Source organism: Leuconostoc mesenteroides subsp. mesenteroides ATCC 8293, from assembly GCF_000014445.1.
Taxonomy (GTDB): Bacteria; Bacillota; Bacilli; order Lactobacillales; family Lactobacillaceae; genus Leuconostoc; species Leuconostoc mesenteroides.
Genome location: NC_008531.1, coordinates 1,910,898 through 1,937,569, shown reverse-complemented (window position 1 = coordinate 1,937,569; position 26,672 = coordinate 1,910,898). Strand labels below are relative to the sequence as shown.

The following is a 26,672-nucleotide window of genomic DNA, read 5'->3' as shown; positions in this document are numbered from 1 at the left end:
TCTGACCAATGTGTGGTATACTAATAATTACTATGTCAGAATCTATCTATGTTACCGTACAAGCGGATCTAAAACAAAAAATTTACCAGGGCGAATTTCCCAACTTAAAATTACCAGACGAACGTTCTTTGGCTGAGCAATATGGTGTGTCACGCTCATCAATCAAACGGGCACTTAATGTACTGGTGCAACAAGGTGTTATCTTTAAAAAGCGTGGCAGTGGCACCTTTGTTAATCCGCTTTATCTAAAAAACCATGCAATTTTCCAACATGAAGGATCTAACCTAGGTGTTTCTGATTCGTTTCGTGTTGATGGAAAAGCGCCAAGCATTGAATTGTTGGATTTTCAAGTCATTCCGGCTACAACCGAACAACAACAGGCCCTTTTTTTAAACGAGGGAGATTTTGTCTATGAAATTAAACGGTTACGCCGACTAGAAGGGGTACCATTTATGATTGAACGAGGCTATGTACCTATCAATGTTTTGCCTGGGCTGAACAGAACGATAGTTTCCGGATCCGTTTATGAATATATCGAAAAAACAAAGCACCGCACGGTAACTAAGTCGTTTATGACCATTATGGCTGAGCCTTCTAATGATGAGGACCAAGAGTTGCTAGAATTAACTGCTAACGAACCAGTCGGCATCATGGAAGGCATTTTCTTCATGGATGATGGAACACCGCTAGAATTTTCGACAATGCGTTTACATTATAAGTATCTTCGCTATAATGCCTTCGTGAGTTTAGACTCCGAATAAGTTACAGCATTGGTACGTTCCAATATAATTAAAAAGCCAACCACATTTTTTAAAAACCTGACCCAATTGAACCTTTTCCCTTGAAGAAAAATCTGTAATCGGTTATACTGTAAGAGTAAATAACGGAAGAAGTTCGTGGTTTACGGTGTTTATGATTCTTGCAAAAAATAAGGAGTACTTAATCTCATGGCAGATTTCGATTCAAAAGAGTACTTGGAACTTGTTGATAAGTGGTGGCGCGCAACTAACTATTTGTCAGCTGGGATGATCTTTTTGAAGAGCAACCCATTGTTCTCAGTTACTAATACACCTATCAAGGCTGAAGATGTAAAAGTTAAGCCAATCGGACACTGGGGTACTATCTCAGGTCAGACATTCTTGTATGCACATGCTAACCGTTTGATCAACAAGTATGGTTTGAACATGTTTTACGTTGGTGGTCCTGGTCACGGTGGCCAAGTTATGGTTACTAACGCTTACTTAGACGGCGCATATACTGAAGATTATCCTGAAATTACTCAAGATATCGAAGGTATGAGCCACTTGTTCAAGCGTTTCTCATTCCCTGGCGGTATTGGATCACACATGACAGCTCAAACACCTGGTTCATTACACGAAGGTGGTGAATTGGGCTATTCATTGAGCCACGCTTTTGGTGCCGTTTTGGACAATCCTGACCAAGTTGCTTTCGCAGTTGTTGGTGATGGTGAAGCTGAAACAGGTCCTTCAATGGCTTCATGGCACTCAATTAAGTTTTTGAATGCTAAGAATGATGGTGCCGTTTTGCCTGTCTTGGATTTGAACGGATTCAAGATTTCAAACCCAACTATCTTCTCACGTATGAGTGATGAAGAAATCACAAAGTTCTTTGAAGGTTTGGGTTATTCACCTCGCTTCATCGAAAACGATGATATTCATGACTACGCAACATATCACCAACTTGCAGCAAACATTTTGGATCAAGCTATTGAAGATATTCAAGCTATTCAAAATGATGCACGTGAAAATGGTAAGTATCAAGATGGTGAAATCCCTGCATGGCCAGTAATTATTGCTCGCTTGCCAAAGGGCTGGGGTGGACCAACGCACGATGCAAGTAACAATCCTATTGAAAACTCATTCCGTGCGCACCAAGTGCCATTGCCTCTTGAACAACACGATCTTGCAACATTGCCTGAATTCGAAGACTGGATGAACTCATACAAGCCTGAAGAATTATTCAATGCTGATGGTTCTTTGAAGGATGAATTGAAAGCTATCGCTCCTAAGGGTGACAAGCGTATGTCAGCTAACCCTATTACAAATGGTGGTGCTGATCGTTCAGACTTGAAGTTGCCTAACTGGAGAGAATTCGCTAACGATATCAATGATGATACACGTGGTAAGGAATTCGCTGATAGCAAGCGCAATATGGACATGGCAACATTGTCAAACTACTTGGGTGCTGTTTCACAATTGAACCCAACTCGTTTCCGCTTCTTCGGTCCTGATGAAACAATGTCAAACCGTTTGTGGGGATTGTTCAATGTTACACCACGTCAATGGATGGAAGAAATCAAGGAACCACAAGATCAATTGTTGAGCCCTACGGGTCGCATTATTGATTCACAATTGTCTGAACATCAAGCTGAAGGTTGGCTTGAAGGATATACTTTGACTGGTCGTGTTGGAATCTTCGCATCATACGAGTCATTCTTGCGTGTTGTCGATACAATGGTTACGCAACACTTCAAGTGGTTGCGTCACGCTTCAGAACAAGCATGGCGTAATGACTATCCATCATTGAACTTGATTGCAACTTCAACTGCTTTCCAACAAGATCACAATGGATATACTCACCAAGATCCAGGTATGTTGACTCACTTGGCTGAAAAGAAGTCTAACTTTATTCGTGAATATTTGCCAGCTGATGGTAACTCATTGTTGGCTGTTCAAGAACGTGCTTTCTCAGAACGTCATAAGGTTAACTTGTTGATTGCTTCTAAGCAACCACGTCAACAATGGTTTACAGTTGAAGAAGCTGAAGTATTGGCTAACGAAGGTTTGAAGATCATTGATTGGGCTTCTACTGCACCTTCTAGTGATGTTGATATTACATTCGCATCTGCTGGTACTGAACCAACAATTGAAACTTTGGCTGCTTTGTGGTTGATTAACCAAGCATTCCCAGATGTTAAGTTCCGTTATGTTAACGTTGTTGAATTACTACGTTTGCAAAAGAAGTCAGAACCTAACATGAATGATGAACGTGAATTATCAGCCGAAGAATTCAACAAGTATTTCCAAGCTGATACACCAGTTATCTTCGGTTTCCATGCTTATGAAAACTTGATTGAATCATTCTTCTTCGAACGTAAGTTCACGGGTGATGTATACGTTCATGGATATCGTGAAGATGGTGACATCACAACGACATATGATATGCGTGTATATTCACACTTGGATCGCTTCCATCAAGCTAAGGAAGCTGCTGAAATCTTGTCTGCAAATGGTAAGATTGATCAAGCTGCTGCTGATACATTCATCGCTAAGATGGATGATACTTTGGCAAAGCATTTCCAAGTTACTCGTAACGAAGGTCGTGATATCGAAGAATTCACTGACTGGACATGGTCACCACTTAAGTAATTTAAAATTATTTTATCAAAACCAACTATTATTTTTAATAGTTGGTTTTTTTATGGCTAAATTGACTACATACTAAACGAAACCATGTAAAAGTGCCACATAGTTTTACTTAATAAGTTCCTTTTATTTTTTGATTTGCAATGCAAAATTGTAAGCGTAATATGAATAATAAAAACCCCCAATTAGTTAGCTAATTGGGGGTTTTGTAAATCACCATATCAGCCGCTCATAGTCTTAGACGACAATAAGCAGCACAAACATCAGCTCATTGTCATTAGGTAATAATGACGATGACGCTGAGAATGAGTTTTGTAGTTGCTGATATGATCTTATTCATAGCATTTTCTCCGACGTTTTATTTAACTTAAATTAAATCATATAAGAAATATAATGTCAACTTCACATTTAAATTTCATAATTCGGCTGGATATACTGCGAAACGATTATTAGTTATGGGCAATATTTTGATGGGTTTGGGATAAAAATTAGAAAGTACGTTTTCTGTTAATATCTTATCACGCGTTCCCTGTGCAAAAATTTCACCTTGTTTAAGCAACATAATGTTTTTAAAGATCGGTAAAATTTCCTCGGTGTAGTGGGAGACAAATAGTAAGGTTGGGTGATTAGGCAATTGAGCGAGCTTATTAATTTGTTCCAACAATAATTCGCGGGAGAATAAATCTAAACCATTACATGGTTCGTCAAGTATAAGCAGTTCAGGTTTTCCTAACAAAGCCCTGGCAATTAGCACCAGCTGTCGTTGGCCTTGGGATAGAATGCGATAAGGTTTATTAATTAACTCATCCCCGCCTAGTTTCTTTAATAGTCCAATGGCTTCGTTCAAGTCATTTTTTTCAAAATCATTGTGAATACCAATGGTACCAAATTTTCCACTCAATACAATATATTGGGCTAGATGATGTTCTGGAAATTGAGATTGTACGGCAGTAGAAATGAGACCAATGCGTTTTTTCAACGCTAAAACATTTGTCTTCCCAAAAGTTTCTCCGAGAACTTCTATGCTTCCGGTTGTTGCCCAATGATTACCATAAATCAATGATAGTAGTGTGGTTTTTCCAGCACCATTTAGCCCCATCAGCACCCAATTTTCGCCTCTATGCAAAGACCAATTAATATTTTTTAATATTATTTTGTCTCGTTCAAACGAAACCTTTTTCATCGATAATACAGCATTATTTGTCATATACTGCTCTCCTTTGTATTAAAAATAAATGAAATTATAGATTCAGAATATCATTTTTATAATTAGTTAGTTGCTGTGATTACTAAAAATATTCCGTTTTTATATAGGCTTAAATATTCCAAAGTTATATATTCATTTCAGAAATACTGTTGTACCAAGTGATGATTAGTTTTAATATCATTCTCTTTTCATGGTTTTTCCGTTTTCAACGTTGACAGCACTAATTCGATTTGTCACAATACACTTGTTGCTTTGTTAATCAAAATCTAATTTTACTAATTTTCGAAGTGGCTGATAAATTTAAGAAGGGAGTAAGCTATGAAAAATGTAGTATTAACCGAAGGTAAAAATGGGGCACACATACTACTAGATTCTTTAGAGAAAGCAGGTGTTAATAGTCTCTTTGGATACCCTGGTGGAGCTGTTATACCGCTATATGACGCACTATATGAATCATCGCACATCAAGCACATACTTGTTCGACATGAACAAGCAGCTGCTCACGCTGCGGAAGGCTATGCTAAAGCTACAGGGAAACCAGGTGTTGTTCTAGTCACGTCTGGTCCGGGAGCGACAAATACCGTCACTGGTATAGCAGATGCGTTTTGTGACTCTGTACCGCTTGTTGTGATATCCGGCCAAGTAGGATCGGCAGCTATTGGTTCAGATGCTTTTCAAGAGTTAGACATTTTGTCAATTACAAGTTCAATAACTAAGGTGAGTTACCAAGTTAGAACAGTTGGCGAATTGCCGTTAATTGTTGAAGAAGCATTTAAGGTGGCTGTTTCTGGTCGTCCGGGCCCAGTGTTAATTGATTTGCCAAAGAGCGTGATGTTGGCAAAGGACACTGAAGAAAGTCAAGCTGATATCTGGCTACGTCAAATTGATACGCAAAAACCGGATGTTGATGCTGTTCAGATTCATCAATTAGTAGCGGCTTTGTCTAAAGCTCGTCAGCCACTTATTATTACTGGGGCAGGGGTTTTGAAATCAAATGCACAAGATTTACTACGCATACTTATACAGCACTACCACATACCGACTGTTTCAACATTATTGGGACTCGGAGCAGTTGAATCAGAAAACCCACTATTTTTGGGAATGGTGGGCATGCATGGATCCATAGCAGCCAATCAAGCTGTTGACCAGGCTGACTTTGTTTTAAATATTGGTTCGAGATTTGATGATCGTGTTGTTACGAATGTTGATGATTTTGCAAAACATGCAACCATCGCTCATATTGATATTGATGAAACGGAATTAGGGAAAGTGCTACCAACCGCTCACGCTATACATGCTAGTGCTGACGATGCGTTAAATGCAATCTTGACGGAAATTAAAAATGCCAAAATGACAGATACGTCAAAATGGGAAGAAAGTATTCGTCAAGCGAAAAGAGATTCAATGTTTCACTATCAGAAGTCAGAAACAGCGATTATGCCACAAGCAGTGATTCAAGCGGTTGGCAAAGTTACTAAAGGTGAGGCGGTTGTGGTCACAGATGTTGGTCAACATCAAATGTGGGTAGCACAGTATTATCCATTCCAGAATAATTACCAGATGTTGACTTCCGGTGGTTTGGGGACAATGGGGTACGGTATTCCGGCAGCGATTGGGGCGAAGTTTGCAAGACGGGACAAAGAGGTGGTACTTTTTGTTGGTGATGGCGGTTTTCAAATGACGTCAGAAGAGCTAGCAATTTTAAACGATAATGACTTAAATATTAAGATCATATTGTTGAACAACCATTCATTAGGAATGGTGAGACAATGGCAAACACTATTTTATAATGGTCGATTATCTAGTACAGTTTTCAAATCACAACCACAATTTAATCAGTTAGCACAGGCGTATGGTATTAATTATGTTCGAATTGAGAAGCCTGAGCGAATGCTTGAAGATTTGCAATTAGCTTTTCAATCGGACAAGTCAGTACTAATTGAAATAATTATTCCTGATGATGTAAAGGTTTTGCCAATGGTTAATGCGGGTGCGCCTTATCGTGACATGATTACCGAGGAGGATGCTTAATGGATAAAACATTTATAACACGTGTGTACAATCGTCCTGGATTGTTAGTAAGGTTTGCGAGTGTGTTGACACGGTTAAATCTGAACATTAAATCACTAATGGTGACGCCAGATGAAGATCAAAAGATTTCGACAATTTCATTTATCTTTGAATCTCAAAATGACAAACAAACAGCAACAGTACGACGTAACTTATTGAAGCAATTAGATGTATTAACGGTAAATGATGGTTTTTGCCATTATTAATTAGAAAATGAATTTAAAATCACGGAGGATTTTATTATGACTACAAAAATGTTTTATGATAAAGATATTGATACAACACCATTGGAAAACAAAAAGATTGCAGTTATTGGCTATGGTGCACAAGGGCATGCTCAAGCGAATAATCTACGCGACTCAGGATTTGATGTCATCATGGGATTGCGCCCAGGAAAATCTTTTGATAGTGCTAAAAAAGATGGGTTCGAAGTTTACTCAGCTGCTGAAGCAACGGCACAAGCGGATGTTGTTATGATGGAAACCCCTGACGAATTACAAGCGGCAGTTTGGGAGAAAGAAGTTGAGCCTAACCTTAAGGCAGGTTCTTACCTTGGATTTTCTCATGGGTTCAACATTGTTTATGGTTTGATTAAGCCCAATGCTGATATTAATGTCATGATCATTGCGCCAAAGGGTCCAGGAAACATTGAACGTCGCCAATTCGTTGAAGGGGGTGGGATTCCTTCTTTGTATGGTGTTCATCAAGATCCTACGGGTGATACAGCTGAAGTGGCCAAGGCCTATGCGAAAGGTATTGGTTCAGGTCGCGCAGGTATCTTGGAAACGACTTTTGAAGAAGAAACAACAGAAGACTTGTTTGGTGAACAAGCTGTACTTTGTGGTGGCTTAACACAATTGATTGAGGCAGGATTTAACACATTGGTGGAAGCAGGTTACTCACCTGAATTGGCTTATTTCGAAACATCTCATGAAATGAAGATGATTGTTGATTTGATCTTTGAAGGTGGTTTCGAGAAGATGAGACACGATTGCTCAAATACTTGTGAATATGGTGAAATGTTGAACGGACCACGTATCATCACTGAAGAATCAAAGCAAGGAATGCGTGATGTTTTGAAGGATATCCAAGATGGTACTTATGCTAAGAAGTGGTTGGCAGAATACAATTCTGGTTTGAAGGATTTGGAAAAGATGCGGACAGAGTATAAGAGCGGTTTGTACGAGCAAACAGGTAAGAAGGTTCGTGCTATGATGCCATGGATTTCAGATGCAGATAAGTACTCGACAGCAGCAGATACTGAGCAATTCTCAGCAGCAAAGTAACAAAATGAGAAGCATTGACCGAAATGCGTGCTTTTCGTACATAAAATGAATTAGTAATTGGAGATGAATACATGACGACTGAGGGAAAGCTAACGGCTGAAGAAATAGATGAGGCGCATCGAGTCTTGTCAAAGGTAGTAACGCATACGCCATTGGCATATGATGACTATCTATCAAAAAAATATAGAGCTAATGTGTATCTTAAACGAGAAGATATGCAACGGGTTCGTTCGTTCAAAATTCGTGGTGCCTACTACAATATCATTAAGGCAGAGAAAGAAAAACTCAATAATGGGGTTGTTGCTGCTTCAGCTGGAAACCACGCGCAAGGCGTAGCCGATACATGTCATAATTTAAAGATACAAGCAACTATTTTTATGCCAGTCATTACACCAAATCAAAAAGTAGAAGCGGTTAAACGTTTTGGTGGTCAATATGTTACGGTAATCCTAGTCGGTGATACCTTTGACGAAGCACAAAGTGCAGCGTTTGAATACACTGAAAAACATAATATGTTCTTTGTAGCACCATTTGATGATCGGCGTACCATGGCTGGGCAAGGCACGGTGGCGGTTGAGGTATTTGAAGATGCTGTAGAGCAAAATATTAATGTTGATTATTTGATTGCTTCTGTTGGTGGTGGCGGTTTAATCGGTGGTCTGTCGACCTATTCTAAAAAGGTATCACCACAAACCACAGTAGTAGGTGTCGAACCAGAAACGGCACAGTCAATGAAAGCGGCTTTTCAAGCTCAAAAACCTACCACCGTCGAGAATATCGATCACTTTGTTGATGGTGCTGCCGTTGCGCGTGTCAGTCAGTTTACCTATAATCAAGCACAGCAGTATGTTGACAAACTGCTGGCTATCCCTGAAGGAAAGGTTGCTCAAGCAGTATTAGACTTGTACACTTATGAGGCGATAGTTGCCGAACCAGCTGGAGCGATGCCTATCGCTAGTTTGGATTTTATGGCCAGTGATATCGTAGGGAAAAACGTCGTTCTAGTTGTTTCTGGTGGAAACAATGATATCGGCCGTATGCAAGAAATGGAACAAAAGGCATTAATGTATAAGGGTCGCCAACAGTTTTACTTAGTTGAGTTTCCGCAACGACCCGGGGCATTACGGCAATTTGTAAATGATGTTTTAGGACCAAACGACGATATTACTCGTTTTGAATATACTAAAAAAATAAACTCTGAAACAGGCTCTGTCATGGTTGGTATTCTGCTGGATCCTGTTACGAAAGTAGATGACTTAACAGCCCGTTTAGCAGCTTTTTTTCCAAAATATATCAATTTGCAAGAAAATACTGTGCTTTTCAATATGTTAGTTTAGGAAAAGAAAAAAACTTGATTTATTAAATCAAGTTTTTATTTCATCGCCGTAATTTCAATTTCTAATTTAGCATTTTTAGGTAAAGCAGCTACCTGAACGGCTGAACGGGCAGGAAATTCCTCAACAGAAGTTGTATCGAAGTATTGTGCGTAGATATCATTAACTAATGCAAAGTCTGCAATATCATCAAAAAATAATGCAGCTTTTACGATATCATTTCGTGAAAATTCAGCTTCGTGTAAGATGTTATCAATGTTATCAAAAATTTGATGTGCTTGTTCGGCTGTCGTAGCGCCAGCAAATTCGTCGGTTTCTGGATCAATACCAATTTGTCCAGAAATGTACAATGTATTGTCATTTAGAATAGCTTGCGAATAGGGCCCGAGTGCTTTGGGCGCTGTAGTTGTTGAAACGACTTTCTTTGACATGGATAATGTCCTCCTGGTTGATATTTTAATCTAAAAATATATATTATGCAATGTTTGTAGAATAAAAAAACGAAAAGATGAGAATAAGAAGGAAAAATTATGATGTATAAATTAGCAATATTAAAAGGCGATAAAGAATCTAGCAGTGTGATTGACAGAGCCTTGGGAATCATTAAGTCATCTGTAAATGATTCAACTGCATTCGAGGTGACGGAACTTCCTTTTGGTGTCAACGGAGTACTTTCATTTAATGAACCGTTACCAAACCAGACGCTTCGCGAATTGAAGAATTATGATGGCATTTTGGTTGGCGCACTGAACCAAGAGGTAGGGACGGATAGTTTACTAAGCGTACAAGAATCGCTTGTGGCATTGAGAAAATATTTAAACATCACACTTGCTTGCAAAGCAGTTCAAATTTCTGATAATAATGTTGATGCCTCACCACTCAAGAATCAAATAGTCAGGGATACGGATTTTATAATTGTACAAAGTGCTAAGAGGGCTAATGATCACGTGGATGGTAATATTTCGGTCGATGATTTCGCACAAGACACAATAACGTATGAACAACGTGAAGTTGAGCAAGTTATCACGGCGGGGTTTGAGCGAGCGATGAATCGAAAAAGGGCGGTCACAGTCGTCACCCCTTTTGATTCGTTTTATACATCAAAAATATGGGCACTAACTGCTGAAAAAATTGCTAAAATATATCCCGATGTTGTTGTAAACTACGTATCATTATCATGTGTGATATCAACTATTATTCAGCAACCAACTAGCTTAGATGTTGTTGTTGCTCCTAAATGGGTTGACCAGGTTTTAAATGAAGAAAGCCAAAAAATTACGGGTCTACCTGAAACAGTGCCGGTATCTATGAAAAATAATAGCGGGCAAATGCTATATCAGTTACCACAAATCAATGTAGATGATAAGAATTTGATGATGGCAGTTGGAGAAGATACGGCTAAGCTTATTTTAAAAGAATGTTTTAAACATTATGATAATTTGCAAAAAATTGGTGTCTAATCACCAATTTTTTGTTGTTTATAATGCAATTAATAATATACAAATTAATGTTTTGAATGCGCTGCTGTTTGGTATAATAATAGTATCCCTAAAAATGGAGTCAAAACATGTCAGAGATAAAAATTGTGTCTATCGATATTGACGGCACATTGATTAACGATGAGCGTCAAATTCCGTTAGATGTAAAATCTGCAGTTCAACAGGCACTTGCACAAGATGTCAAAGTTGTTATTACAACCGGTCGACCACTTCCTGGTGTTCGCAATATATTAGACGAGTTAGGTATTGTAGGCAGCGAACAGTATGTCATTACACATAATGGTGGCTTAATGCAAACTGCTGATGGCTCTCAAATTTTGTTTCATGCTGCACTAGATTTAGCAGAGTATAAAGAGCTAAATACCTTTATGCGTGAGCAAAAAACGTATATTCAAGCTGAGGATCAGTTCGCGGCTTATACGACCAATCGTTTAATCCATCGTTGGGCTAGTTTTGAAAATTCTCTTGTAAATTTGCCGTTACATATTGTTAATAATGACAATGAGCTAGAGCATGTTGAAATTATTAAGGGCATTGCCAACGCTGAATCTGACGATTTGGATAACGTACAAGCGAATGTGCCAACAAGTATTTCTGACAAAATGTCAGTGATTCGGTCAACTGCCAATAACCTAGAGTTTATCAACAAAGATGCTTCGAAAGGCAATGCACTTGAAGCTCTGGCAAAAGCATTAAATGTTGATATTAAAAACACAATGGCAATTGGTGATCAAGAAAATGATTATTCAATGATTGAGCGCGCAGGATTAGGTGTTGCCATGGGTAATGCAATTGAAAAAATTAAAACGATAGCTGACATCGAAACAGCAACAAACAATGATTCCGGTGTAGCGCGGGCCCTAGAAGAATATGTTCTTTAAAAGATAGTTGTATTTTAGTTTTGACACAGCTGAAGTTATAATCTGTGTAGATTACTTAATTTAAAATATTCCGATATATAAGCCAAGGAGGCAAAAAAGATGAACGTTCTGTTAAATGGTAATAAAGTTGCATTGGAAGGCGATCCCCTTAAAGTTGGTGATGAGGTGCCTCATTTCAAATTAGTTGATCAAAACAATGAAAAAGTTAAGACGGCCGATTTGTTAGGAAAAGTGACGTTGCTTTCTGTCGTTCCGGATTTAAATACAGATATTTGCTCATTACAGACACGTCGATTTAACCAAGCTGTGGATCAATATACAGATGTTAATTTTGTGACTATCTCCACAAATACAGTAGCAGAGCAACGTGATTGGTGCGCAGCTGAAGGGGTACATAACATGCGTATGCTTTCAGATGAGCAAGAATCATTTGGATACGCAACTAAGTTATATGTACCAGACACTGGTTTTGACACACGATCGATTTACATTATCGATGCGGCAGGCGTGGTCCTTTATTCGCAAATTGTACCAGAAATTTCTGATGAACCTGATTATGATGCAGCTTTGACAGCATTATCAAATGTCATAGCATAATATCTTATTTAAAACTTGTAATAAGACCTGTATTTAAATGTTTTTTTTGGTAAAATGAATACAGTAATACTACAATAGCTACCTATAAAAACTCGGAGTTAGACATGCCAGAACCTAAATTGAAACTTTTTTCACTCAGCTCAAACGAACCACTTGCGCAAAAGATTGCCGATTCGGTTGGTGTTCCGTTGAGCCGTATTTCCGTTAAACGCTTTGCTGATGGTGAAGTGCAAATTAACATTGAGGAAAGTATTCGTGGCGATAATGTTTTTGTTATTCAATCGACTTCAGCACCTGTGAATGATAATTTGATGGAGCTATTGATTATGATTGATGCATTGCGTCGTGCAAGTGCAAATCAAATCAATGTTGTTCTGCCGTATTATGGCTACGCACGTCAAGATCGCAAAGCGCGTTCTCGTGAGCCAATCACAGCTAAGTTGGTAGCTAATATGTTAGAACGTGCCGGAGCTACACGTGTATTAGCATTAGACCTTCATGCCGCTCAAATTCAAGGTTTCTTTGATATTCCAATGGATCACCTACAAGGCGCCCCATTATTAGCAGATTATTTGATTGAATCAGGCATTGCTGATAAAAAAAATGCGGTTGTTGTTTCCCCTGACCACGGTGGGATGACACGCGCGCGTAATTTGAATAATATGTTAGAACTTGAGTCACCAGTTGCAGTGATTGATAAGCGCCGTCCAAAACCAAACGTGGCTGAAGTTGGTAGCATTGTTGGTGATGTTGAAGGTAAAACGGCTATCATGATTGATGATATGATTGACACTGCTGGAACGATAACGCAAGGTGCTCAACTTGTTATGGAACACGGTGCCAAAGAGGTTTATGTAGTAGCATCGCATGCTGTTTTCTCCGGGCCAGCCATTGAACGTCTACAGAATTCAGTGTTTAAAAAAGTTATTCTAACTGATTCAATCAATTTACCAGAAGATAAGAAATTTGAGAAATTAGAAATTGTTTCTGTTGGAGAGCTGATTGGTGAGGCAATTACCCGTATTAGCAAAAATGAGGCGATTAGTTCTTTGTTTAAAAATCGCTTCTACCGACGTGGACATTAATAAAATATTGTTGCATTTTTATGAGAACAAGTGACATTGCTTGTTCTTTTCGTTTACCCGAAATGTTATAATGAAAAGAAACGACACATATACGATAGGAGTTCTGCCATGAGTAAAGTATTAGTTGTGGACGATGAAAAACCGATTTCTGATATTATTAAATTTAACCTAACCAAAGAAGGCTACGATGTAGTCACCGCTGCGGATGGGCAAGAAGCATTAGATATGTATAATGATGAAAATCCTGATTTGGTTTTACTAGATCAGATGTTACCAGAAGTAGATGGTATCGAGGTTTTGCGTCAAATCCGTTCTAAGTCAGATGTGCCTGTCATCATGGTGACCGCTAAGGATAGTGAGATTGATAAGGTTCTTGGTTTAGAAATGGGAGCCGATGATTATGTAACTAAACCATTTTCTAATCGTGAATTGGTTGCACGAGTTAAGGCTAATTTGCGAAGTCGAAAGTCTGTTTCGCAAACTTCTGAAGAGACTTTTAATAGTACAGAAGATATTCACTTAGGTGATTTAGTAATCCATCCCCAAGCCTATATGGTTTCAAAGGATGGTGCTGATATTGAGTTAACGCATCGTGAATTTGAATTATTATATTATTTAGCACAACATATTGGACAGGTGATGACACGTGAACACTTGTTACAGCAAGTTTGGGGCTATGATTATTTTGGTGACGTACGTACAGTAGATGTTACGGTTCGACGATTACGTGAGAAAATTGAAGACAATCCTAGCCATCCTAATTGGCTAGCAACACGCCGTGGCGTCGGATATTATTTACGCCCATCAGAAGAATAAATGAATGAAATTTAAGTTTACGCGTACATAATGAGGGGAAGAATGCTCGCCATTGAGCATAATGAAGATGACGTCAATTACTAAATTTTTCCAATCTATTCGTTTTCGCATCACACTTGTTTTTGTGCTGCTAATGATTATCGCACTCGAACTTTTGGGTGCTTTTTTCGTACGCCAAATGGAACGTCAGAACTTAAGGACATTCCAACAACAGATCACCTTACCTAAATATGTTACTGATCCAATTAACACTGCTTTACGTAATAGTAACTCTGATGAAGGCAATCATGAAATCCAAGACGTTTTGTCAGGATTAAACAATACCAACATTGAAGAAGTACAAGTTATTGATAAAACTGGAACAATTCGAGGAACGACTTCTGTATCAGGTCAGCAAACGATCAGCCAAAAAACGACCGACATTAATGCACAAAAGGCGCTTGCTGGGGACCAGTCGTATGTTGCCACTCGAACGATCAATGAAAACGGCGAGCGTAAAGAAATCATGACGACACCTCTAGGGGTGACTACGGGGAGATTAAAAGACGTCTCCGGTGTTATTGTTGTAAAAGCCAGTTTATTGCCAGTATATAAGAATATAAACAGTGTCATGCGACTGTTTATTATTGCTGGCTTGATTGCACTAGTTGCCAGTGTGGCACTGGCCCTATTTTTAGCAAGAACCTTGACAAGACCAATTGAACAAATCAGTGAACAGACGACTAAAATCGCTGAAGGTGATTACTCGATGGTGAATCACATTTATGGTTCTGATGAGTTAAGTCAATTGGCATTATCGGTTAATGATCTATCTACGCGTATCGAAGAGTCAACAGAAACAGTCAATGCGGAGCGTAATCGTTTGGATTCGGTTTTGACACATATGGCGGATGGTGTTTTAGCGGCTAATCGTCGTGGTGAAGTCACCATTATTAATCAGGCTGCAGCAGATTTTGTAGGGGTTAACCGGGAAGATGCCCTTGGACAAAATGTTGTTAGTCTCTTACGTTTGGAGGGCAAACGTACATTACGTGATATATTGGAAAATCTAAATGATTTTAGAGTAGACTTATCAGATGATAGTAAAGAACTGTTAGTCCAGATCTATGTTTCTTTGATTAAACGCCAATCTGGTTTTATTTCTGGATTAGTTGTGGTCCTACATGATATTACCGAGCAACAACGTATAGATTCTGAACGGCGTATGTTTGTTTCCAATGTATCGCACGAATTAAGAACACCTTTGACTTCAGTTCGATCCTATGTGGATGCTTTGGCAGAAGGCGCTATTGATGACCCAGAAATGGCACAAAACTTTTTGGGTGTTGTTCAAGATGAAACACAGCGTATGATTCGAATGATTAATGATTTGTTGGAGTTATCGCGTCTAGATCAAGGCACGATGGAGGTCAAGCTAGAAGTTATTAATTTAAACAGTTTGTTTAACTTTGTTTTGAATCGTTTTGATATGATTTTGGAAAGTGACGCTAAAAACGAAAACACAATCACTAAAAACTATAATATTTTGCGTGAATTTACCAAGGAAGATGTTTGGGTTGAAGTTGATCCGGACAAGTTTACTCAGGTATTAGACAATATCATGAATAATGCGGTGAAATATTCACCAGACGGCGGCACCATAACAGCCCGACTGATTAAGACAAAAACACGTGCAATCTTAAGCATCTCTGATCAAGGGCTAGGCATTCCAAGAAAAGACTTGGATAATATATTTAATCGTTTCTTCCGAGTTGATAAATCAAGGTCCCGTGCGCAGGGTGGAACAGGGCTAGGATTGGCTATTTCTAAGGAAGTGGTTGAAAAGTTTAATGGTCGTATTTGGGTTGATTCAGTTGAAAATAAGGGCTCTACCTTCTATATTTCGTTAGCTTATGTTGACGAAGAACCGGAGGACGATTGGGATGCAGAATAATCGATCAGTCCAAGGCGTTATGATCAATATTTTATTGACGATTGCTATTATTGTTTCTATTGTACTAACTGCATTAATATTCATTTCAGCAGGCAGTCAAGAGGCGCCAACACAAACGGATCAACAATCGCAACAAGCTTCCGAGTTGTTTAGACCTACGAACTACATTGTGAATGATAAAAGTGGCAAACAGCATATGGTTATGCACACCACGAATGCGCAATATAAAAGTATTCATCAGTATTTAGCAAATTCTAGAATGACGAATCCTACGCAAAGAAAAGCAACTAATAAGCAGATTAGTCAATTACTGGATAAAACGCAAACTGCCTTGTATCACTATCCAGACGTTGTGCCAATTGAATATTTTAATTCTTATTATTCTCAGCGTGTATCAACGCATAAAAGTTTTAACTTTAACTATGTTGTTGTGCCACTTAACCATTCTAAAAAAGCATATTTTGTGAATACACAGTCTAAAACGATTACGACAGTTACTATTAGCAAAATTGATACAACTGAGGCATGGAAGGTCGCTGCTCGGTTGCCCAAAGCTTTAACGGTAAACTTTAAAGTGGTTAACGGACATGTGATGTTGAACTACCCAAAAGAGTTTAAATTACCTGTGTACTCTTATTTAGTGAATCATCGTGATCCAACGACTTATGTATCAGCACTCTTAGGGACTACAAATCAGTTAACCCAGACCACTGAGAACAATAAAAAAATTTATACTAATAAATACAGTAATCAACAAATCATTTATGATCCAGATTTAGAAACAGTGACCTTTACAGATAATCGAACGACTGGTACATTACAGCGCAGCTATTACAATCGGTTGAATGTCGGTTTTTCGCAAATTAATTTGTTACAGTTAGATCTCTCTGATACGCGCTTTTACCAGAGCCGTGATAATGGGAAGGATATTACTTATCGAACGTTTGTTGAAGGGCTACCAGTTTATTACCAATCAAAAACTGGTGCTATTCATATGACGTTAGATAAATACGGTAACCTAACAAGCACCTATTCGCTAAATGAGTTGGGTGTGCCGGTTCCTAATACGCAAGAAGATGTTACTTTACCAAAAGCAGCAGATGTTTTGGCTAAGTTACAACAAGCTGGTGTCAAAAGTAGTGAGTATTATTCTATTGCACCAGGCTATGAATGGTTGGCTAACAAAGAAAATAACGTTTCAGTCAACATGAATCCTACATGGATGATTGAAACGCCAACGGGTTGGATGAGCGTCAATACGTTTCTAGCTAATCGAGAATAGTTTCCAATCAGGATGATTCAGGGTTCTGAAAACTATGAAAGGAGAAATATGTTTTTATGCAATTTAGACGACTAAAAATATTAATGACGATGTTATTCATCTTTTTGGACGTGTTTCTCTTTTTTTGGTGGCGTAGTAATCAGAGACCAAGTATTAAAGTAACCGACGCCAATGCGAATATCATTAGTGAGATTAAAAATCAAAAAATAAAAGTAGCTAACTTTAGTACTTCGGTTACTTATGCTAGTTATTTAGCTGGTAAACGATCAAATAGTTTAATGTCAACGATTGATAAGTTGTCAAACTTCAATGCAAATATTAATAATCAGACGCTCTACGTGACTTTCAATAAAACATCGCAACTAGGTAGAGGGAATACTAGTAGTAGCAGTAGTGGTAAGAAAGCTGCGGCGGATGACGTTGAGGCGTCAAAGATAGCGCGTAATGCAGGATATCGATATAATCCTATTCTGTCTAAAGTTAATGTGAAAAATCGTGTAACCTATTCTCAGTATATTGATAATTTGCCGGTCATCGCTAAACAAGGGCTGATGATCTTTAACAAAGATAAAGACCGTAAGGTAACTGATTTTACACAAACTAAAATAACTAAGGTTACAGTATTGCGCGATGAACGTGCAACAATTACAGAGGAAGCCGCAATTGTCGCTCTCTATAAATTCAATGAGCTAAATAGTGGTGATAAATTATCAAAAGGCGCTCTATCATATGATACATCGGTAAAGGTTAATGGCTATGACATTTATTTACCGGTATGGGTATTTGTTGTAACACACGCAAATGGCAGTACAGGGATTTTGAAAATCAATGCCTTTACGAGCGACAATTTATCAGAATAATTTAATTTTTGCTTAACTTCAAATTGATAAAATAAAATAAATATAGTCGAGAGGTGACTAATGGTACAACCAGCATTAACAAAAACGTTGTTAACTGGCGTCATTGCTGGTGTTGTTGGTGGAGGAGCAATTTTGTATGGGCAGCAGGGTGTACAATTGTTACAAAATCAAAATCAAAAAGTGAGTACGACAGCAACAAGTACAAAAACGATTGCCAAGAATGCAACTGCTACATCAGCTTATAATAAGGTATCAGATGCAGTTGTATCTGTATTGAACTTTACTAAATCCAGTCAAGGTAGTTATCAAGAATCGTCAGAAGGTTCTGGCGTGATCTATAAAAAAACGGATGGATCGGCATTTATTGTAACGAATAATCACGTAATCACTGGAGCGGCTAAAATTCAAGTTATGCTGCACAGTGGGAAGAAAGTGACCGCTACATTAGTCGGCAAAGATGCGATGACTGACTTAGCTGTTCTGAAAATCGACGGCACAGACGTTACAACAACTGCACAATTTGGCGATTCAAGTAAAATAACTGTTGGTGAAAACGTCTTGGCAATTGGTTCGCCGCTGGGATCTGAGTATGCTTCGTCAGTGACGCAAGGCATCATTTCGGCCAAGAAAAGGTTAGTTGAGGCAACATCTGAAAATGGTCAAAATTATGGTGGATCCACGGTTATTCAGACGGATGCTGCTATTAATCCTGGTAACTCAGGTGGACCATTAATCAACTTTGCAGGACAAGTTATTGGTATTAACTCAATGAAGTTATCAACATCTTCTTCTGGAACGAGCGTTGAGGGGATGGGTTTTGCAATTCCTTCTGATCAAGTCGTTGACATTGTTAACAAATTAGTCAAAGATGGTAAAGTCACACGACCAGCAATTGGCATTAGTTTGATTAATTTGTCAGAAGTAACAGCTTCTGAGCAAAAATCAACATTGAAAATTCCAGATAGCGTTACTGGTGGTGTTGTTGTAATGAGTTTGACTAACAATGGCCCAGCAGATAAAGCTGGATTGAAGAAGTACGACGTTATTGTTGGCATTAATGGTAAAAAGGTCAGCTCACAGGCTGATCTGCGAGAAGAACTCTACAAGCATTCGCTTGGGGACACAATAACATTGACTTATTATCATCAGGATACTAAGCAAACCGTCAAGGTTAAATTAACACAGAAATTAGCAAGCTAACAAAAATGTTAGCTTTTTCTTTACCCTTGTTTGACTTTTATTAAAAAATATGTATTTTCTGTAAATGTTGAAAACAAGCTGAAAATGTTGACAATTTGTGGACTAAATACCAGAAAATGTGGAAAAGACGTTTAAATTCGTGGATAAGTGCTTTGTTTTTATAAGAAATAATAAATATTGATAATTTTAGGCAATATTTAGGGAAAAATGGGCAGTTTTTAGACGCATATCAGCAATGTTCGTGTATTGAAGCGATTAAAGAAATAACACTGATGCAATGCTATTTAGAATATATTTTCCGAACAATGTAAAGAAAATTTACTTTAAACATTAGTCGAACGCGTGTGCTTATCCACAATTGTGTACAACTTTGTGGATAACTGTGGATAACTTGCGGGAAAATATCTATAATTTGTCTAAATAAGAGTAAAATAACGTTTATAAAGTTATCCACATTTTTTTTGAAATTAAAAAAAACAGTGGATAACTTAAAAAGCGAACAGCGAAAAGAGTTGGTATAAAAGCTTTTTCAGAAAAAAATATTTTTTTTGTTCGTGTGGATAACATCGGATATAATGAATATAGGTAATCAACCAAAAATATTAAGAAATTGTAAAGAGTAGGTTTGAAATGAATATTAAATTAATCACGGTCGGTAAACTAAAGGAAAAGTATTTAACAGAAGGCATTGCGGAGTATACAAAACGATTATCTCGCTTTTGTAAAGTTCAAGTAGTTGAGTTGATTGATGAAAAGACGCCGGAAAATGCTAGTGAAGCACAGAATAATCAAATTATGGCTAGAGAAGGGGAGCGAATTCAAGCGAAAATTGGTTCGCGTGATTATGTTATTGTGCTAGCAATAGAAGGGAAACAGTTTCCTTCCGAGGAATTTTCTCAAAAACTTGAAGCCATTGCGGTTAATGGCTATTCGGACATTACTTTTATTATTGGTGGTTCTCTTGGATTATCTAAGGCAATCAAGCAAAGGGCGAACCTAAAGATGAGCTTTGGGTTGCTGACCTTGCCACATCAATTAATGCGCCTTGTACTGATTGAGCAAATTTATCGTGCTTTTATGATTCAACAAGGATCACCGTATCATAAGTAACATGTAAAAAAATGAAAACTATTGTTGCATTTTCATCTTTCCGTGTCTATAATATATCCATAGATAAAAAATATACACGAAAGAGTGCGAAGTATGAGGAAGTTTTTTGAGAATTCAGAATGGAACCGTGTTCGAAAAATCAGGGGGTTACCATTATTATTGGTTGGTATTACACTCATTCCGAGTTTATACGCAGTCATTTTTTTGTCGTCACTTTGGGATACTTATGGTAGAGTGGACCATCTTCCAGTTGCGATTGTTAATCAAGATAAGACCGCAAAGATTAATGGAAAGTCACAGAATATAGGCGATGATTTAACTAAAAAATTGCTTGACAGCAAGCAATTAAAATTAACTAAGACTTCGGCTGAAAAAGCTAAAAAAGGACTTGCATCTGGAAAGTATTACATGACCATCACGATACCGAAGTCCTTTACTAAGAATTCAGGTACGCTGTTGGATGCTAAGCCAGTCAAGCCTGAGATTAAAATTGCGCATAATACAGGGCAAGGATTCATTGCTGAAAAATTAACGGCTTCCGCGGCTGATAAAGTACAGGCAAATGTCTCAAAATCACTGCAAGGTGTTTATAATAAAACAATTTTAAATGCAACAGCCTCCTCAAAAAAAGGTTTTCAATCGGGATCTAAAGGTGCTACACAACTTGGGAGTGGTTTATCACAATTACAAGATGGTACTAAAAAATTGCAAGATGGTACAACACAGCTCCAAACTGGTACTTCACAGTTGGCAACGGGCTTGTCACAGTATACAAATGGCGTGTCGTCCGCTAATACTGGTGCTCAGCAGTTAACTTCAGGTGCTCAACAACTTGCCACACAGCTCCAAAAGGTTTCTGACGAGATTAATACAAAGCAAAGTGCTAAGGCGGCTGATTTAAAGCAGCTTGATACAGGCTTGACGCAACTGACACAGGGCTTGCAAAAACTAAGTAAGGTTGAATCACCAACGGTAACTGTTGATTCAACAAAGCTTAACGAAGCGTCCGAAAAGCTGTCAGCTGGATTAACTGGCGCTGGGAAAGACGCAGCTGCTTTCAAAGCATTAGCTCAAGATGCTGATTTCCAAAAATTTTTACAAGAAAATCCTACTGTTGCTGCTAAATATCAAGCAGCATTAAGTGATTTGGCTGAAAATGTGCAATCAAGTGCAACAGCAGCCACTACAATTCAAAATCAATTAACTACATTAAAAGCTATGTTGCCACAATTACAAGCGTTGCAGGCAGAAATTCCAGAATTACAGAAACTCGGTCAACAAGGATCCATTGCCACTCAAGGCGCGCAAACAGCCATTAAAACACTAAATGACAGCTTAACTACTGTCAGCCAAGGAATAGCTAACCAAGCAGTACCAGGTGCTCAGCAGCTAGCGCAAGGATCATCTCAATTAACTACAGGACTTGGACAGTTAGCCGCCAAAAACGATACACTTAATAGTAGTGTTTCGCAATTAAATGATGGCACGACACAGTTACTTACTGGTGAAAATCAAGCTAGTGAGGCCTTACAGCAGGCAGGTACTGGTGCAACCACTTTAGCGAATAAATTAGCTGATGGTGCTGTGAAATTGTCAGCTATACACAATAAGAAATCAAATGTGGTAGCATTATCACAGCCAGTCAAGCAAAAATCATCTAATTTATCAAAGGTTCCTAACAACGGAACTGGAATGGCGCCATATATGATGTCTGTTGGGTTATTTGTTGGTATGATCACATTTACGACCATATTTGATTTCATGACGGTTTCTAAAAAGCCAAAAAATGGTTTCACATGGTGGGCTAATAAGCAGTTAATTAATGCGCCAGTTTTTATTGGACAAGCACTGATTATGACTGGTTTACTCTTCTTAGTGGATGGCATGGAAGCGCAGCGGCCAGCGATGACATTTGTTGTAGCCTTAGCAGCATCCTTTGGGTTCAATCAGTTTGTTGTCTTGTTTAATGTGCTAATTGGTAAACTAGGGTCAGGGATTATGCTGGTTTTGATGGTATTACAACTGAGTGCTAGTGCAGGATCTTATCCTATTGAGTTGTCAAACAGCTTTTTTGAGGCAATTCATCCATGGATGCCAATGAGTTACTCTGTCCATGCCTTCCGCGAAACAATTTCTATGGGTGGCAGTGTTGCATCAGACTTAACTGTATTGTTATCCTTAGGAGTGATATCAATGGTACTAACATGGTTTGTGTACCAAATGAAATTAAACCATAATCAGTTAACTTTTAAGCATTAATTTAAAAGCAGTCGGCAGACTGCGTACATAAAGAAATGAAGTTGGAAAAATAAATGAAAATGTCTAGTGCAGTTGAACAAAGTTTGGTTGTCTTGGTTATGTTAGCTTTGCAAAAAGATGGCTTACCTGTTAAAAGTCATGTTTTAAGTGAACACTTAGAAGTATCTGAATCGTACTTAAAAAAAACAATGCGCAAATTAGTTGTTGCAAATTTAATAAAAGCGATCGCTAGTAAGGAAGGTGGTTTCAAATTGGCTCGTAATACCAATGATATTACGTTATTGGATGTTTATGAGGCGATTGAAGGAGAAGATAGCTTTATTCATTCTACCCAATTGGCAGATCGCGTGTTTCCTGCCAAAACTGCTGTCGCTGAAGGAACAAAAGAAGTTCTATCTATTGTCTATGAAGCAGAAAAAGATTTTAAGAAACGGTTAAAACGTACATCAATTGCTGATTTGTTATTGTTTGCTAAAGAAGGAGAAGAAATTGTTGATTGGCGATGAAGTGACACATATTGACTAAAAAAACAGTTTATTAATGCCAACCTGGCATTAATAAACTGTTTTTATATTGTGAAGTATTATATTCTATGCAACAGGTAGCGTCTCCTGTAAACTGAATTCAAAATCATCTGGAATAAGCATCCCGACATCTTTTAAAATAACATTTCCGGAAAGGTAACAACCATTCTGTTGCGTTAAACCAACCTTTGTGAAGCCGAAAGTGACTGTAGTATGAGCTTTAAGAGCAGCGCCACGTACCTCTCCCGTTGTTGCATCAATACCAGTAGGAACATCAACAGCAATAACAGGTTTATCAATGTGGTTGGCCGCTTTAATCATTTTTTGTAAGCCTTCAGGTAGAACGTTGTTCAATCCAACTCCAAATATCGCATCAATAATTAAAGTTGCCTCATTAAAGTCACTTTTTTCAGAACGAACTAAGCCATGCTTTTCAATGATTGCCAGTTGCCGTTTCACACTGTCTTTCGCACGGCTAACGTTTCCGACAAATTGTAATGAGACATTTACGCCTTGAGCGTACAAGAGACGAGCGATTGCTACGCCGTCAGCACCATTATTACCAAGACCAGCTAGTACTAACACATGACTCAAATCGAATCTACCGGCGCCGATAACATCAAGCACTGCCATTGCGGCCCGTTCAATTAATACATCCTGTGGCATACCAATAGTCTCAATCGTGTAATTATCTATTTGCTGCATTTCTGTAGCTGTAACAAGTCGCGTCATAGTTTCCATCATTTCATAAGTTATTAAATTCATTATACGGTGATTTGACAGTGTTATCAATCAAACAAGCGCAAAAATATTGAATTTGACAAATAAAAAAAATTAGAATACAATAATAACAATTTAAGAATCATAGAGGTTGCTGCTGACATTAGTCGCTTGCGGAGTGCTTACAGGCACAATGAAACAGGTTAAAGGGGATGTAGCCGAAGCATTGGTGCTGTGACACCAAGTAGCTGGGCCAATCGGTGAAAAATCGTTGGACTGTCGCGTAAGCGGGGTGCTATGTTATAGATTGCAATTAATTGGGATCCATGGCTGCTACTTGTGCGCTGTGGATTTTTTAATAGAGGAGGTATGCATTCATAGATATCTGTGAATGGGCTAACATATGGTAGAGGCAATAACACGTCCAACACGTCTTGAAGTTTCCAAGAGCGCTGTTGAACATAATATAACGACCGTTAAAAATGTATCAGGTGCAGACAAAGTCTTTTTGACCGTTAAGTCAAATGCCTATGGATTTGGTTTGATTCCTATGGCTCAAGCTGCTGTGGCAGGAGGTATTTATGGCTTAGGTGTAGCTGTTCTTGATGAAGCTATTGCACTGCGGCATGAGCGCATAACCGCACCAATTTTAATTTTAGGTATTTCACAGGTAAAGTATGTTGAACTAATGGCTGTCCAGCATATCATGGCAACTGTTGTTTCATTGGACTGGCTGGAGAAAGCAGAACATCAGTTAACTGGTGAACAGCGATTACCTGTTACACTAGGTATCGATACTGGCATGGGTAGAATTGGGTTTAGAGATCGTGAAACTTTATCGAAAGCGATACAGTTTGTTTTGGATCATGCTGATAAGTTTGAATATGTTGGACTATCGACGCACTTTGCCGAATCTGATTCATCAGATACCAGGTACTTCCAAAAGCAATTAACACGTTGGCATCAATTGACGGATGACTTGCCAAAACCAAAGTATTATCATGTTGCTAATTCGGGTGCTGCAATGTATCACGCAGAAGAGGTTCCCCATGAGGTTGTCCGCGTAGGAACGGTGCTTTATGGGATTGAGCCCTCTCGTGGTGAACTAGCAGATGGACGTAACCTGAAACCCGTCATGGCCCTTCGGAGCGAGGTGAATTTTGTTAAACGCTTACCTGCTGGTGAAGGTATTAGTTATTCACACAAATATACGACAACTCAAAACGAGTGGATAGGCACTGTTCCTATTGGTTATGGGGATGGTTGGCTACGCAAATTAATGGGGTTTAAGGTTATTATTGACGGTCAATACGCCCCTATTGTAGGGCAAGTAGCAATGGATCAGTTAATGATACGTTTGCCTCGTGAATATCCAGAAGGTACAACGGTAACCTTTATTGGTCAAGATGGAGACTTAGAGAATACAATCGAGGACGTTGCACAGTTTGCAGGTTTGGCGCCCTGGGAAATCACAACAGGACTACAAGATAGAATACATCGTATTTTAGTAGATTAGGAGAAGATAATGACTAGAGAATATAGTGTTGCCATTCTTGGCGCAACAGGTGCTGTGGGCACACGACTTATTGAACAATTAGAGCAATCAACGATTCCCGTGAAGAATATAAAATTGCTTGCTTCGTCACGTTCAGCAGGTAAGACACTTCAATTTAAAGGTACAGACGTGGTTGTTGAGGAAGCAACTCCAGAAAGTTTTGATGGGGTTGATTTAGTTTTGGCTAGCGGTGGTGGTTCAGTTTCAGCACGATTTGCACCCGAAGCTGTGAAACGCGGCGCTGTGGTTGTTGATAATTCAAGCCAATGGCGAATGAATGATGATGTCCCGTTAATTGTTCCTGAAGTTAATGAAGCAGATTTGAAACAACACCAAGGAATTATTGCCAACCCTAACTGTTCAACGATTCAAATGGTTGTTGCTCTAGCGCCCATTAAAGCTAAATATGGTTTGACACGTGTTATCGTGTCAACTTATCAAGCTGCTTCTGGTGCGGGACAATCTGCATGGCAAGAGCTAGTTTCAGAAACTGATGCCCACAATGCTGGTAAAGAAATGCATGCTGAGATTTTGCCGGTTAAAAGTGCTAAGCATCATTATCCCCTAGCTTATAATTTACTGCCACAAATAGATGTTTTTGAAGAAGACGGTTACACTCATGAAGAATGGAAGATGATTCATGAGACTAAAAAAATTATGTTCGGTGATAAAAATTCTAAAGCAGTTAAAGTGACAGCAACAGCGGTCCGGGTACCTGTTCCTATTGGTCATGGCGAGACTGTTTATTTTGAAACGGATGCCGGATCAGGAGCGACAGCCGCTGATATTCAAGCGATTCTGAGTGAAGCCCCAGGAGTTGTTTTGGAAGACAATCCAAAGGAACAGTTGTACCCACAGCCAATTAATGCCGAAGGAAAACGCGAAACATTCGTCGGCCGTGTGCGTCCCGATTTGGAAAATGATGATAGTTTCCATATGTGGGTTGTCTCAGATAACCTGCTTAAAGGTGCTGCTTGGAATACAGTGCAAATTGCAGAACGTCTTGTTGACTTAGACTTGGTCAGAGTCCCAGAAGACGCAGCAAATAAGTTTGTCACAGCATAAATT

Annotated in this window: 23 protein-coding genes and 1 riboswitch; of the genes, 20 read left to right on the top strand and 3 right to left on the bottom strand. The window is 38.7% G+C overall.

Features of this window, described 5'->3' with window-relative positions:
* Positions 1-32: 32 nt before the first annotated feature.
* A complete protein-coding gene (locus LEUM_RS09555; RefSeq protein WP_011680498.1) occupies positions 33-761 on the top strand; it encodes a GntR family transcriptional regulator in 729 nt (242 codons plus the stop codon).
* Positions 762-947: 186 nt separating this feature from the next.
* Positions 948-3,389 (top strand): phosphoketolase family protein, encoded by a 2,442-nt coding sequence (locus LEUM_RS09550; RefSeq protein WP_011680497.1) that lies wholly within the window; start codon positions 948-950, stop codon positions 3,387-3,389.
* A gap of 412 nt (positions 3,390-3,801) precedes the next feature.
* Here LEUM_RS09550 and LEUM_RS09545 read toward each other — a convergent pair whose 3' ends face one another.
* Positions 3,802-4,593 (bottom strand): ABC transporter ATP-binding protein, encoded by a 792-nt coding sequence (locus tag LEUM_RS09545; RefSeq protein WP_011680496.1) that lies wholly within the window; start codon positions 4,591-4,593, stop codon positions 3,802-3,804.
* Between the two features lie 318 nt (positions 4,594-4,911).
* Here LEUM_RS09545 and ilvB point away from each other — a divergent pair, with 318 nt between their 5' ends.
* The 4 genes from ilvB (at position 4,912) to ilvA (ending at position 9,286) form a co-directional block, all read left to right on the top strand.
* Complete coding sequence (ilvB, locus tag LEUM_RS09540; protein ID WP_011680495.1) at positions 4,912-6,624, top strand: biosynthetic-type acetolactate synthase large subunit; 1,713 nt, start codon at positions 4,912-4,914, stop codon at positions 6,622-6,624.
* Positions 6,624-6,869, top strand: coding sequence for an ACT domain-containing protein (locus tag LEUM_RS09535; RefSeq protein ID WP_010296022.1), 246 nt, complete (start codon positions 6,624-6,626; stop codon positions 6,867-6,869). The genes ilvB and LEUM_RS09535 overlap by 1 nt, the downstream gene beginning before the upstream one ends.
* 36 nt (positions 6,870-6,905) lie before the next feature.
* Complete coding sequence (gene ilvC / locus LEUM_RS09530; RefSeq protein ID WP_011680494.1) at positions 6,906-7,949, top strand: ketol-acid reductoisomerase; 1,044 nt, start codon at positions 6,906-6,908, stop codon at positions 7,947-7,949.
* A 71-nt stretch (positions 7,950-8,020) separates the two neighbouring features.
* Positions 8,021-9,286: a threonine ammonia-lyase IlvA gene (gene ilvA / locus LEUM_RS09525; RefSeq protein WP_011680493.1), complete on the top strand. Its 1,266-nt coding sequence runs from the start codon at positions 8,021-8,023 to the stop codon at positions 9,284-9,286.
* Positions 9,287-9,321: 35 nt separating this feature from the next.
* Here the strand turns inward: ilvA and LEUM_RS09520 are convergent, their stop codons facing one another.
* Positions 9,322-9,714, bottom strand: a complete 393-nt coding sequence (locus LEUM_RS09520) for a RidA family protein (RefSeq protein WP_002815709.1) — start codon at positions 9,712-9,714, stop codon at positions 9,322-9,324.
* A 99-nt stretch (positions 9,715-9,813) separates the two neighbouring features.
* Between LEUM_RS09520 and LEUM_RS09515 the strand changes: the two genes are divergently transcribed.
* From LEUM_RS09515 to LEUM_RS09460, 12 genes are all read left to right on the top strand, one after another.
* On the top strand, positions 9,814-10,743 hold the full coding sequence (locus tag LEUM_RS09515; protein WP_242824522.1) for an isocitrate/isopropylmalate family dehydrogenase: 930 nt from the start codon (positions 9,814-9,816) through the stop codon (positions 10,741-10,743).
* A gap of 107 nt (positions 10,744-10,850) precedes the next feature.
* Complete coding sequence (locus LEUM_RS09510; RefSeq protein ID WP_010289308.1) at positions 10,851-11,663, top strand: Cof-type HAD-IIB family hydrolase; 813 nt, start codon at positions 10,851-10,853, stop codon at positions 11,661-11,663.
* A 99-nt stretch (positions 11,664-11,762) separates the two neighbouring features.
* The gene (tpx, locus tag LEUM_RS09505; protein WP_002815705.1) at positions 11,763-12,260 is read left to right on the top strand and encodes a thiol peroxidase; all 498 of its coding nucleotides are present in this window, start codon (positions 11,763-11,765) and stop codon (positions 12,258-12,260) included.
* Positions 12,261-12,364: 104 nt separating this feature from the next.
* Positions 12,365-13,345, top strand: a complete 981-nt coding sequence (locus LEUM_RS09500; protein ID WP_011680491.1) for a ribose-phosphate diphosphokinase — start codon at positions 12,365-12,367, stop codon at positions 13,343-13,345.
* Between the two features lie 108 nt (positions 13,346-13,453).
* The gene (gene yycF / locus LEUM_RS09495) at positions 13,454-14,161 is read left to right on the top strand and encodes a response regulator YycF (RefSeq protein ID WP_010281559.1); all 708 of its coding nucleotides are present in this window, start codon (positions 13,454-13,456) and stop codon (positions 14,159-14,161) included.
* Positions 14,162-14,228: 67 nt separating this feature from the next.
* A complete protein-coding gene (walK, locus tag LEUM_RS09490; RefSeq protein ID WP_041775298.1) occupies positions 14,229-16,094 on the top strand; it encodes a cell wall metabolism sensor histidine kinase WalK in 1,866 nt (621 codons plus the stop codon).
* Positions 16,084-17,376 (top strand): hypothetical protein, encoded by a 1,293-nt coding sequence (locus LEUM_RS09485; protein WP_011680489.1) that lies wholly within the window; start codon positions 16,084-16,086, stop codon positions 17,374-17,376. The genes walK and LEUM_RS09485 overlap by 11 nt, the downstream gene beginning before the upstream one ends.
* A gap of 56 nt (positions 17,377-17,432) precedes the next feature.
* On the top strand, positions 17,433-18,236 hold the full coding sequence (gene yycI / locus LEUM_RS09480) for a two-component system regulatory protein YycI (protein WP_010289058.1): 804 nt from the start codon (positions 17,433-17,435) through the stop codon (positions 18,234-18,236).
* A 60-nt stretch (positions 18,237-18,296) separates the two neighbouring features.
* Positions 18,297-19,436 carry a S1C family serine protease gene (locus LEUM_RS09475; protein WP_011680488.1) on the top strand — a complete coding sequence of 380 codons (1,140 nt, stop codon included), beginning with the start codon at positions 18,297-18,299 and terminating at the stop codon, positions 19,434-19,436.
* Positions 19,437-20,066: 630 nt separating this feature from the next.
* Positions 20,067-20,546 (top strand): 23S rRNA (pseudouridine(1915)-N(3))-methyltransferase RlmH, encoded by a 480-nt coding sequence (gene rlmH / locus LEUM_RS09470; RefSeq protein ID WP_011680487.1) that lies wholly within the window; start codon positions 20,067-20,069, stop codon positions 20,544-20,546.
* Between the two features lie 93 nt (positions 20,547-20,639).
* Positions 20,640-22,805, top strand: a complete 2,166-nt coding sequence (locus LEUM_RS09465) for a YhgE/Pip domain-containing protein (protein WP_011680486.1) — start codon at positions 20,640-20,642, stop codon at positions 22,803-22,805.
* A 53-nt stretch (positions 22,806-22,858) separates the two neighbouring features.
* Positions 22,859-23,311, top strand: coding sequence for an Rrf2 family transcriptional regulator (locus LEUM_RS09460; RefSeq protein WP_011680485.1), 453 nt, complete (start codon positions 22,859-22,861; stop codon positions 23,309-23,311).
* Between the two features lie 84 nt (positions 23,312-23,395).
* On the opposite strand, the gene LEUM_RS09455 is transcribed toward LEUM_RS09460, so the two are convergent.
* Positions 23,396-24,061 (bottom strand): NAD(P)H-hydrate epimerase, encoded by a 666-nt coding sequence (locus LEUM_RS09455; RefSeq protein ID WP_010285559.1) that lies wholly within the window; start codon positions 24,059-24,061, stop codon positions 23,396-23,398.
* 125 nt (positions 24,062-24,186) lie between these two features.
* Positions 24,187-24,355, top strand: a riboswitch (Lysine riboswitch).
* A gap of 97 nt (positions 24,356-24,452) precedes the next feature.
* On the opposite strand from LEUM_RS09455, the gene alr reads away from it, so the two are divergent.
* The gene (alr, locus tag LEUM_RS09450; protein ID WP_011680484.1) at positions 24,453-25,565 is read left to right on the top strand and encodes an alanine racemase; all 1,113 of its coding nucleotides are present in this window, start codon (positions 24,453-24,455) and stop codon (positions 25,563-25,565) included.
* 9 nt (positions 25,566-25,574) lie between these two features.
* Positions 25,575-26,669 carry an aspartate-semialdehyde dehydrogenase gene (locus tag LEUM_RS09445; RefSeq protein ID WP_011680483.1) on the top strand — a complete coding sequence of 365 codons (1,095 nt, stop codon included), beginning with the start codon at positions 25,575-25,577 and terminating at the stop codon, positions 26,667-26,669.
* The last annotated feature ends 3 nt before the right edge of the window (positions 26,670-26,672 follow it).

Excerpts from the sequence above, each read along its gene's own strand:
- LEUM_RS09555 (WP_011680498.1), top strand. The coding sequence starts at position 33 with ATGTCAGAATCTATCTATGTTACCGTACAAGCGGATCTAAAACAAAAA.
- LEUM_RS09550 (WP_011680497.1), top strand. The coding sequence starts at position 948 with ATGGCAGATTTCGATTCAAAAGAGTACTTGGAACTTGTTGATAAGTGG.
- LEUM_RS09545 (WP_011680496.1), bottom strand. The coding sequence starts at position 4,593 with ATGACAAATAATGCTGTATTATCGATGAAAAAGGTTTCGTTTGAACGA.
- ilvB (WP_011680495.1), top strand. The coding sequence starts at position 4,912 with ATGAAAAATGTAGTATTAACCGAAGGTAAAAATGGGGCACACATACTA.
- LEUM_RS09535 (WP_010296022.1), top strand. The coding sequence starts at position 6,624 with ATGGATAAAACATTTATAACACGTGTGTACAATCGTCCTGGATTGTTA.
- ilvC (WP_011680494.1), top strand. The coding sequence starts at position 6,906 with ATGACTACAAAAATGTTTTATGATAAAGATATTGATACAACACCATTG.
- ilvA (WP_011680493.1), top strand. The coding sequence starts at position 8,021 with ATGACGACTGAGGGAAAGCTAACGGCTGAAGAAATAGATGAGGCGCAT.
- LEUM_RS09520 (WP_002815709.1), bottom strand. The coding sequence starts at position 9,714 with ATGTCAAAGAAAGTCGTTTCAACAACTACAGCGCCCAAAGCACTCGGG.
- LEUM_RS09515 (WP_242824522.1), top strand. The coding sequence starts at position 9,814 with ATGATGTATAAATTAGCAATATTAAAAGGCGATAAAGAATCTAGCAGT.
- LEUM_RS09510 (WP_010289308.1), top strand. The coding sequence starts at position 10,851 with ATGTCAGAGATAAAAATTGTGTCTATCGATATTGACGGCACATTGATT.
- tpx (WP_002815705.1), top strand. The coding sequence starts at position 11,763 with ATGAACGTTCTGTTAAATGGTAATAAAGTTGCATTGGAAGGCGATCCC.
- LEUM_RS09500 (WP_011680491.1), top strand. The coding sequence starts at position 12,365 with ATGCCAGAACCTAAATTGAAACTTTTTTCACTCAGCTCAAACGAACCA.
- yycF (WP_010281559.1), top strand. The coding sequence starts at position 13,454 with ATGAGTAAAGTATTAGTTGTGGACGATGAAAAACCGATTTCTGATATT.
- walK (WP_041775298.1), top strand. The coding sequence starts at position 14,229 with ATGACGTCAATTACTAAATTTTTCCAATCTATTCGTTTTCGCATCACA.
- LEUM_RS09485 (WP_011680489.1), top strand. The coding sequence starts at position 16,084 with ATGCAGAATAATCGATCAGTCCAAGGCGTTATGATCAATATTTTATTG.
- yycI (WP_010289058.1), top strand. The coding sequence starts at position 17,433 with ATGCAATTTAGACGACTAAAAATATTAATGACGATGTTATTCATCTTT.
- LEUM_RS09475 (WP_011680488.1), top strand. The coding sequence starts at position 18,297 with ATGGTACAACCAGCATTAACAAAAACGTTGTTAACTGGCGTCATTGCT.
- rlmH (WP_011680487.1), top strand. The coding sequence starts at position 20,067 with ATGAATATTAAATTAATCACGGTCGGTAAACTAAAGGAAAAGTATTTA.
- LEUM_RS09465 (WP_011680486.1), top strand. The coding sequence starts at position 20,640 with ATGAGGAAGTTTTTTGAGAATTCAGAATGGAACCGTGTTCGAAAAATC.
- LEUM_RS09460 (WP_011680485.1), top strand. The coding sequence starts at position 22,859 with ATGAAAATGTCTAGTGCAGTTGAACAAAGTTTGGTTGTCTTGGTTATG.
- LEUM_RS09455 (WP_010285559.1), bottom strand. The coding sequence starts at position 24,061 with ATGACGCGACTTGTTACAGCTACAGAAATGCAGCAAATAGATAATTAC.
- alr (WP_011680484.1), top strand. The coding sequence starts at position 24,453 with ATGGTAGAGGCAATAACACGTCCAACACGTCTTGAAGTTTCCAAGAGC.
- LEUM_RS09445 (WP_011680483.1), top strand. The coding sequence starts at position 25,575 with ATGACTAGAGAATATAGTGTTGCCATTCTTGGCGCAACAGGTGCTGTG.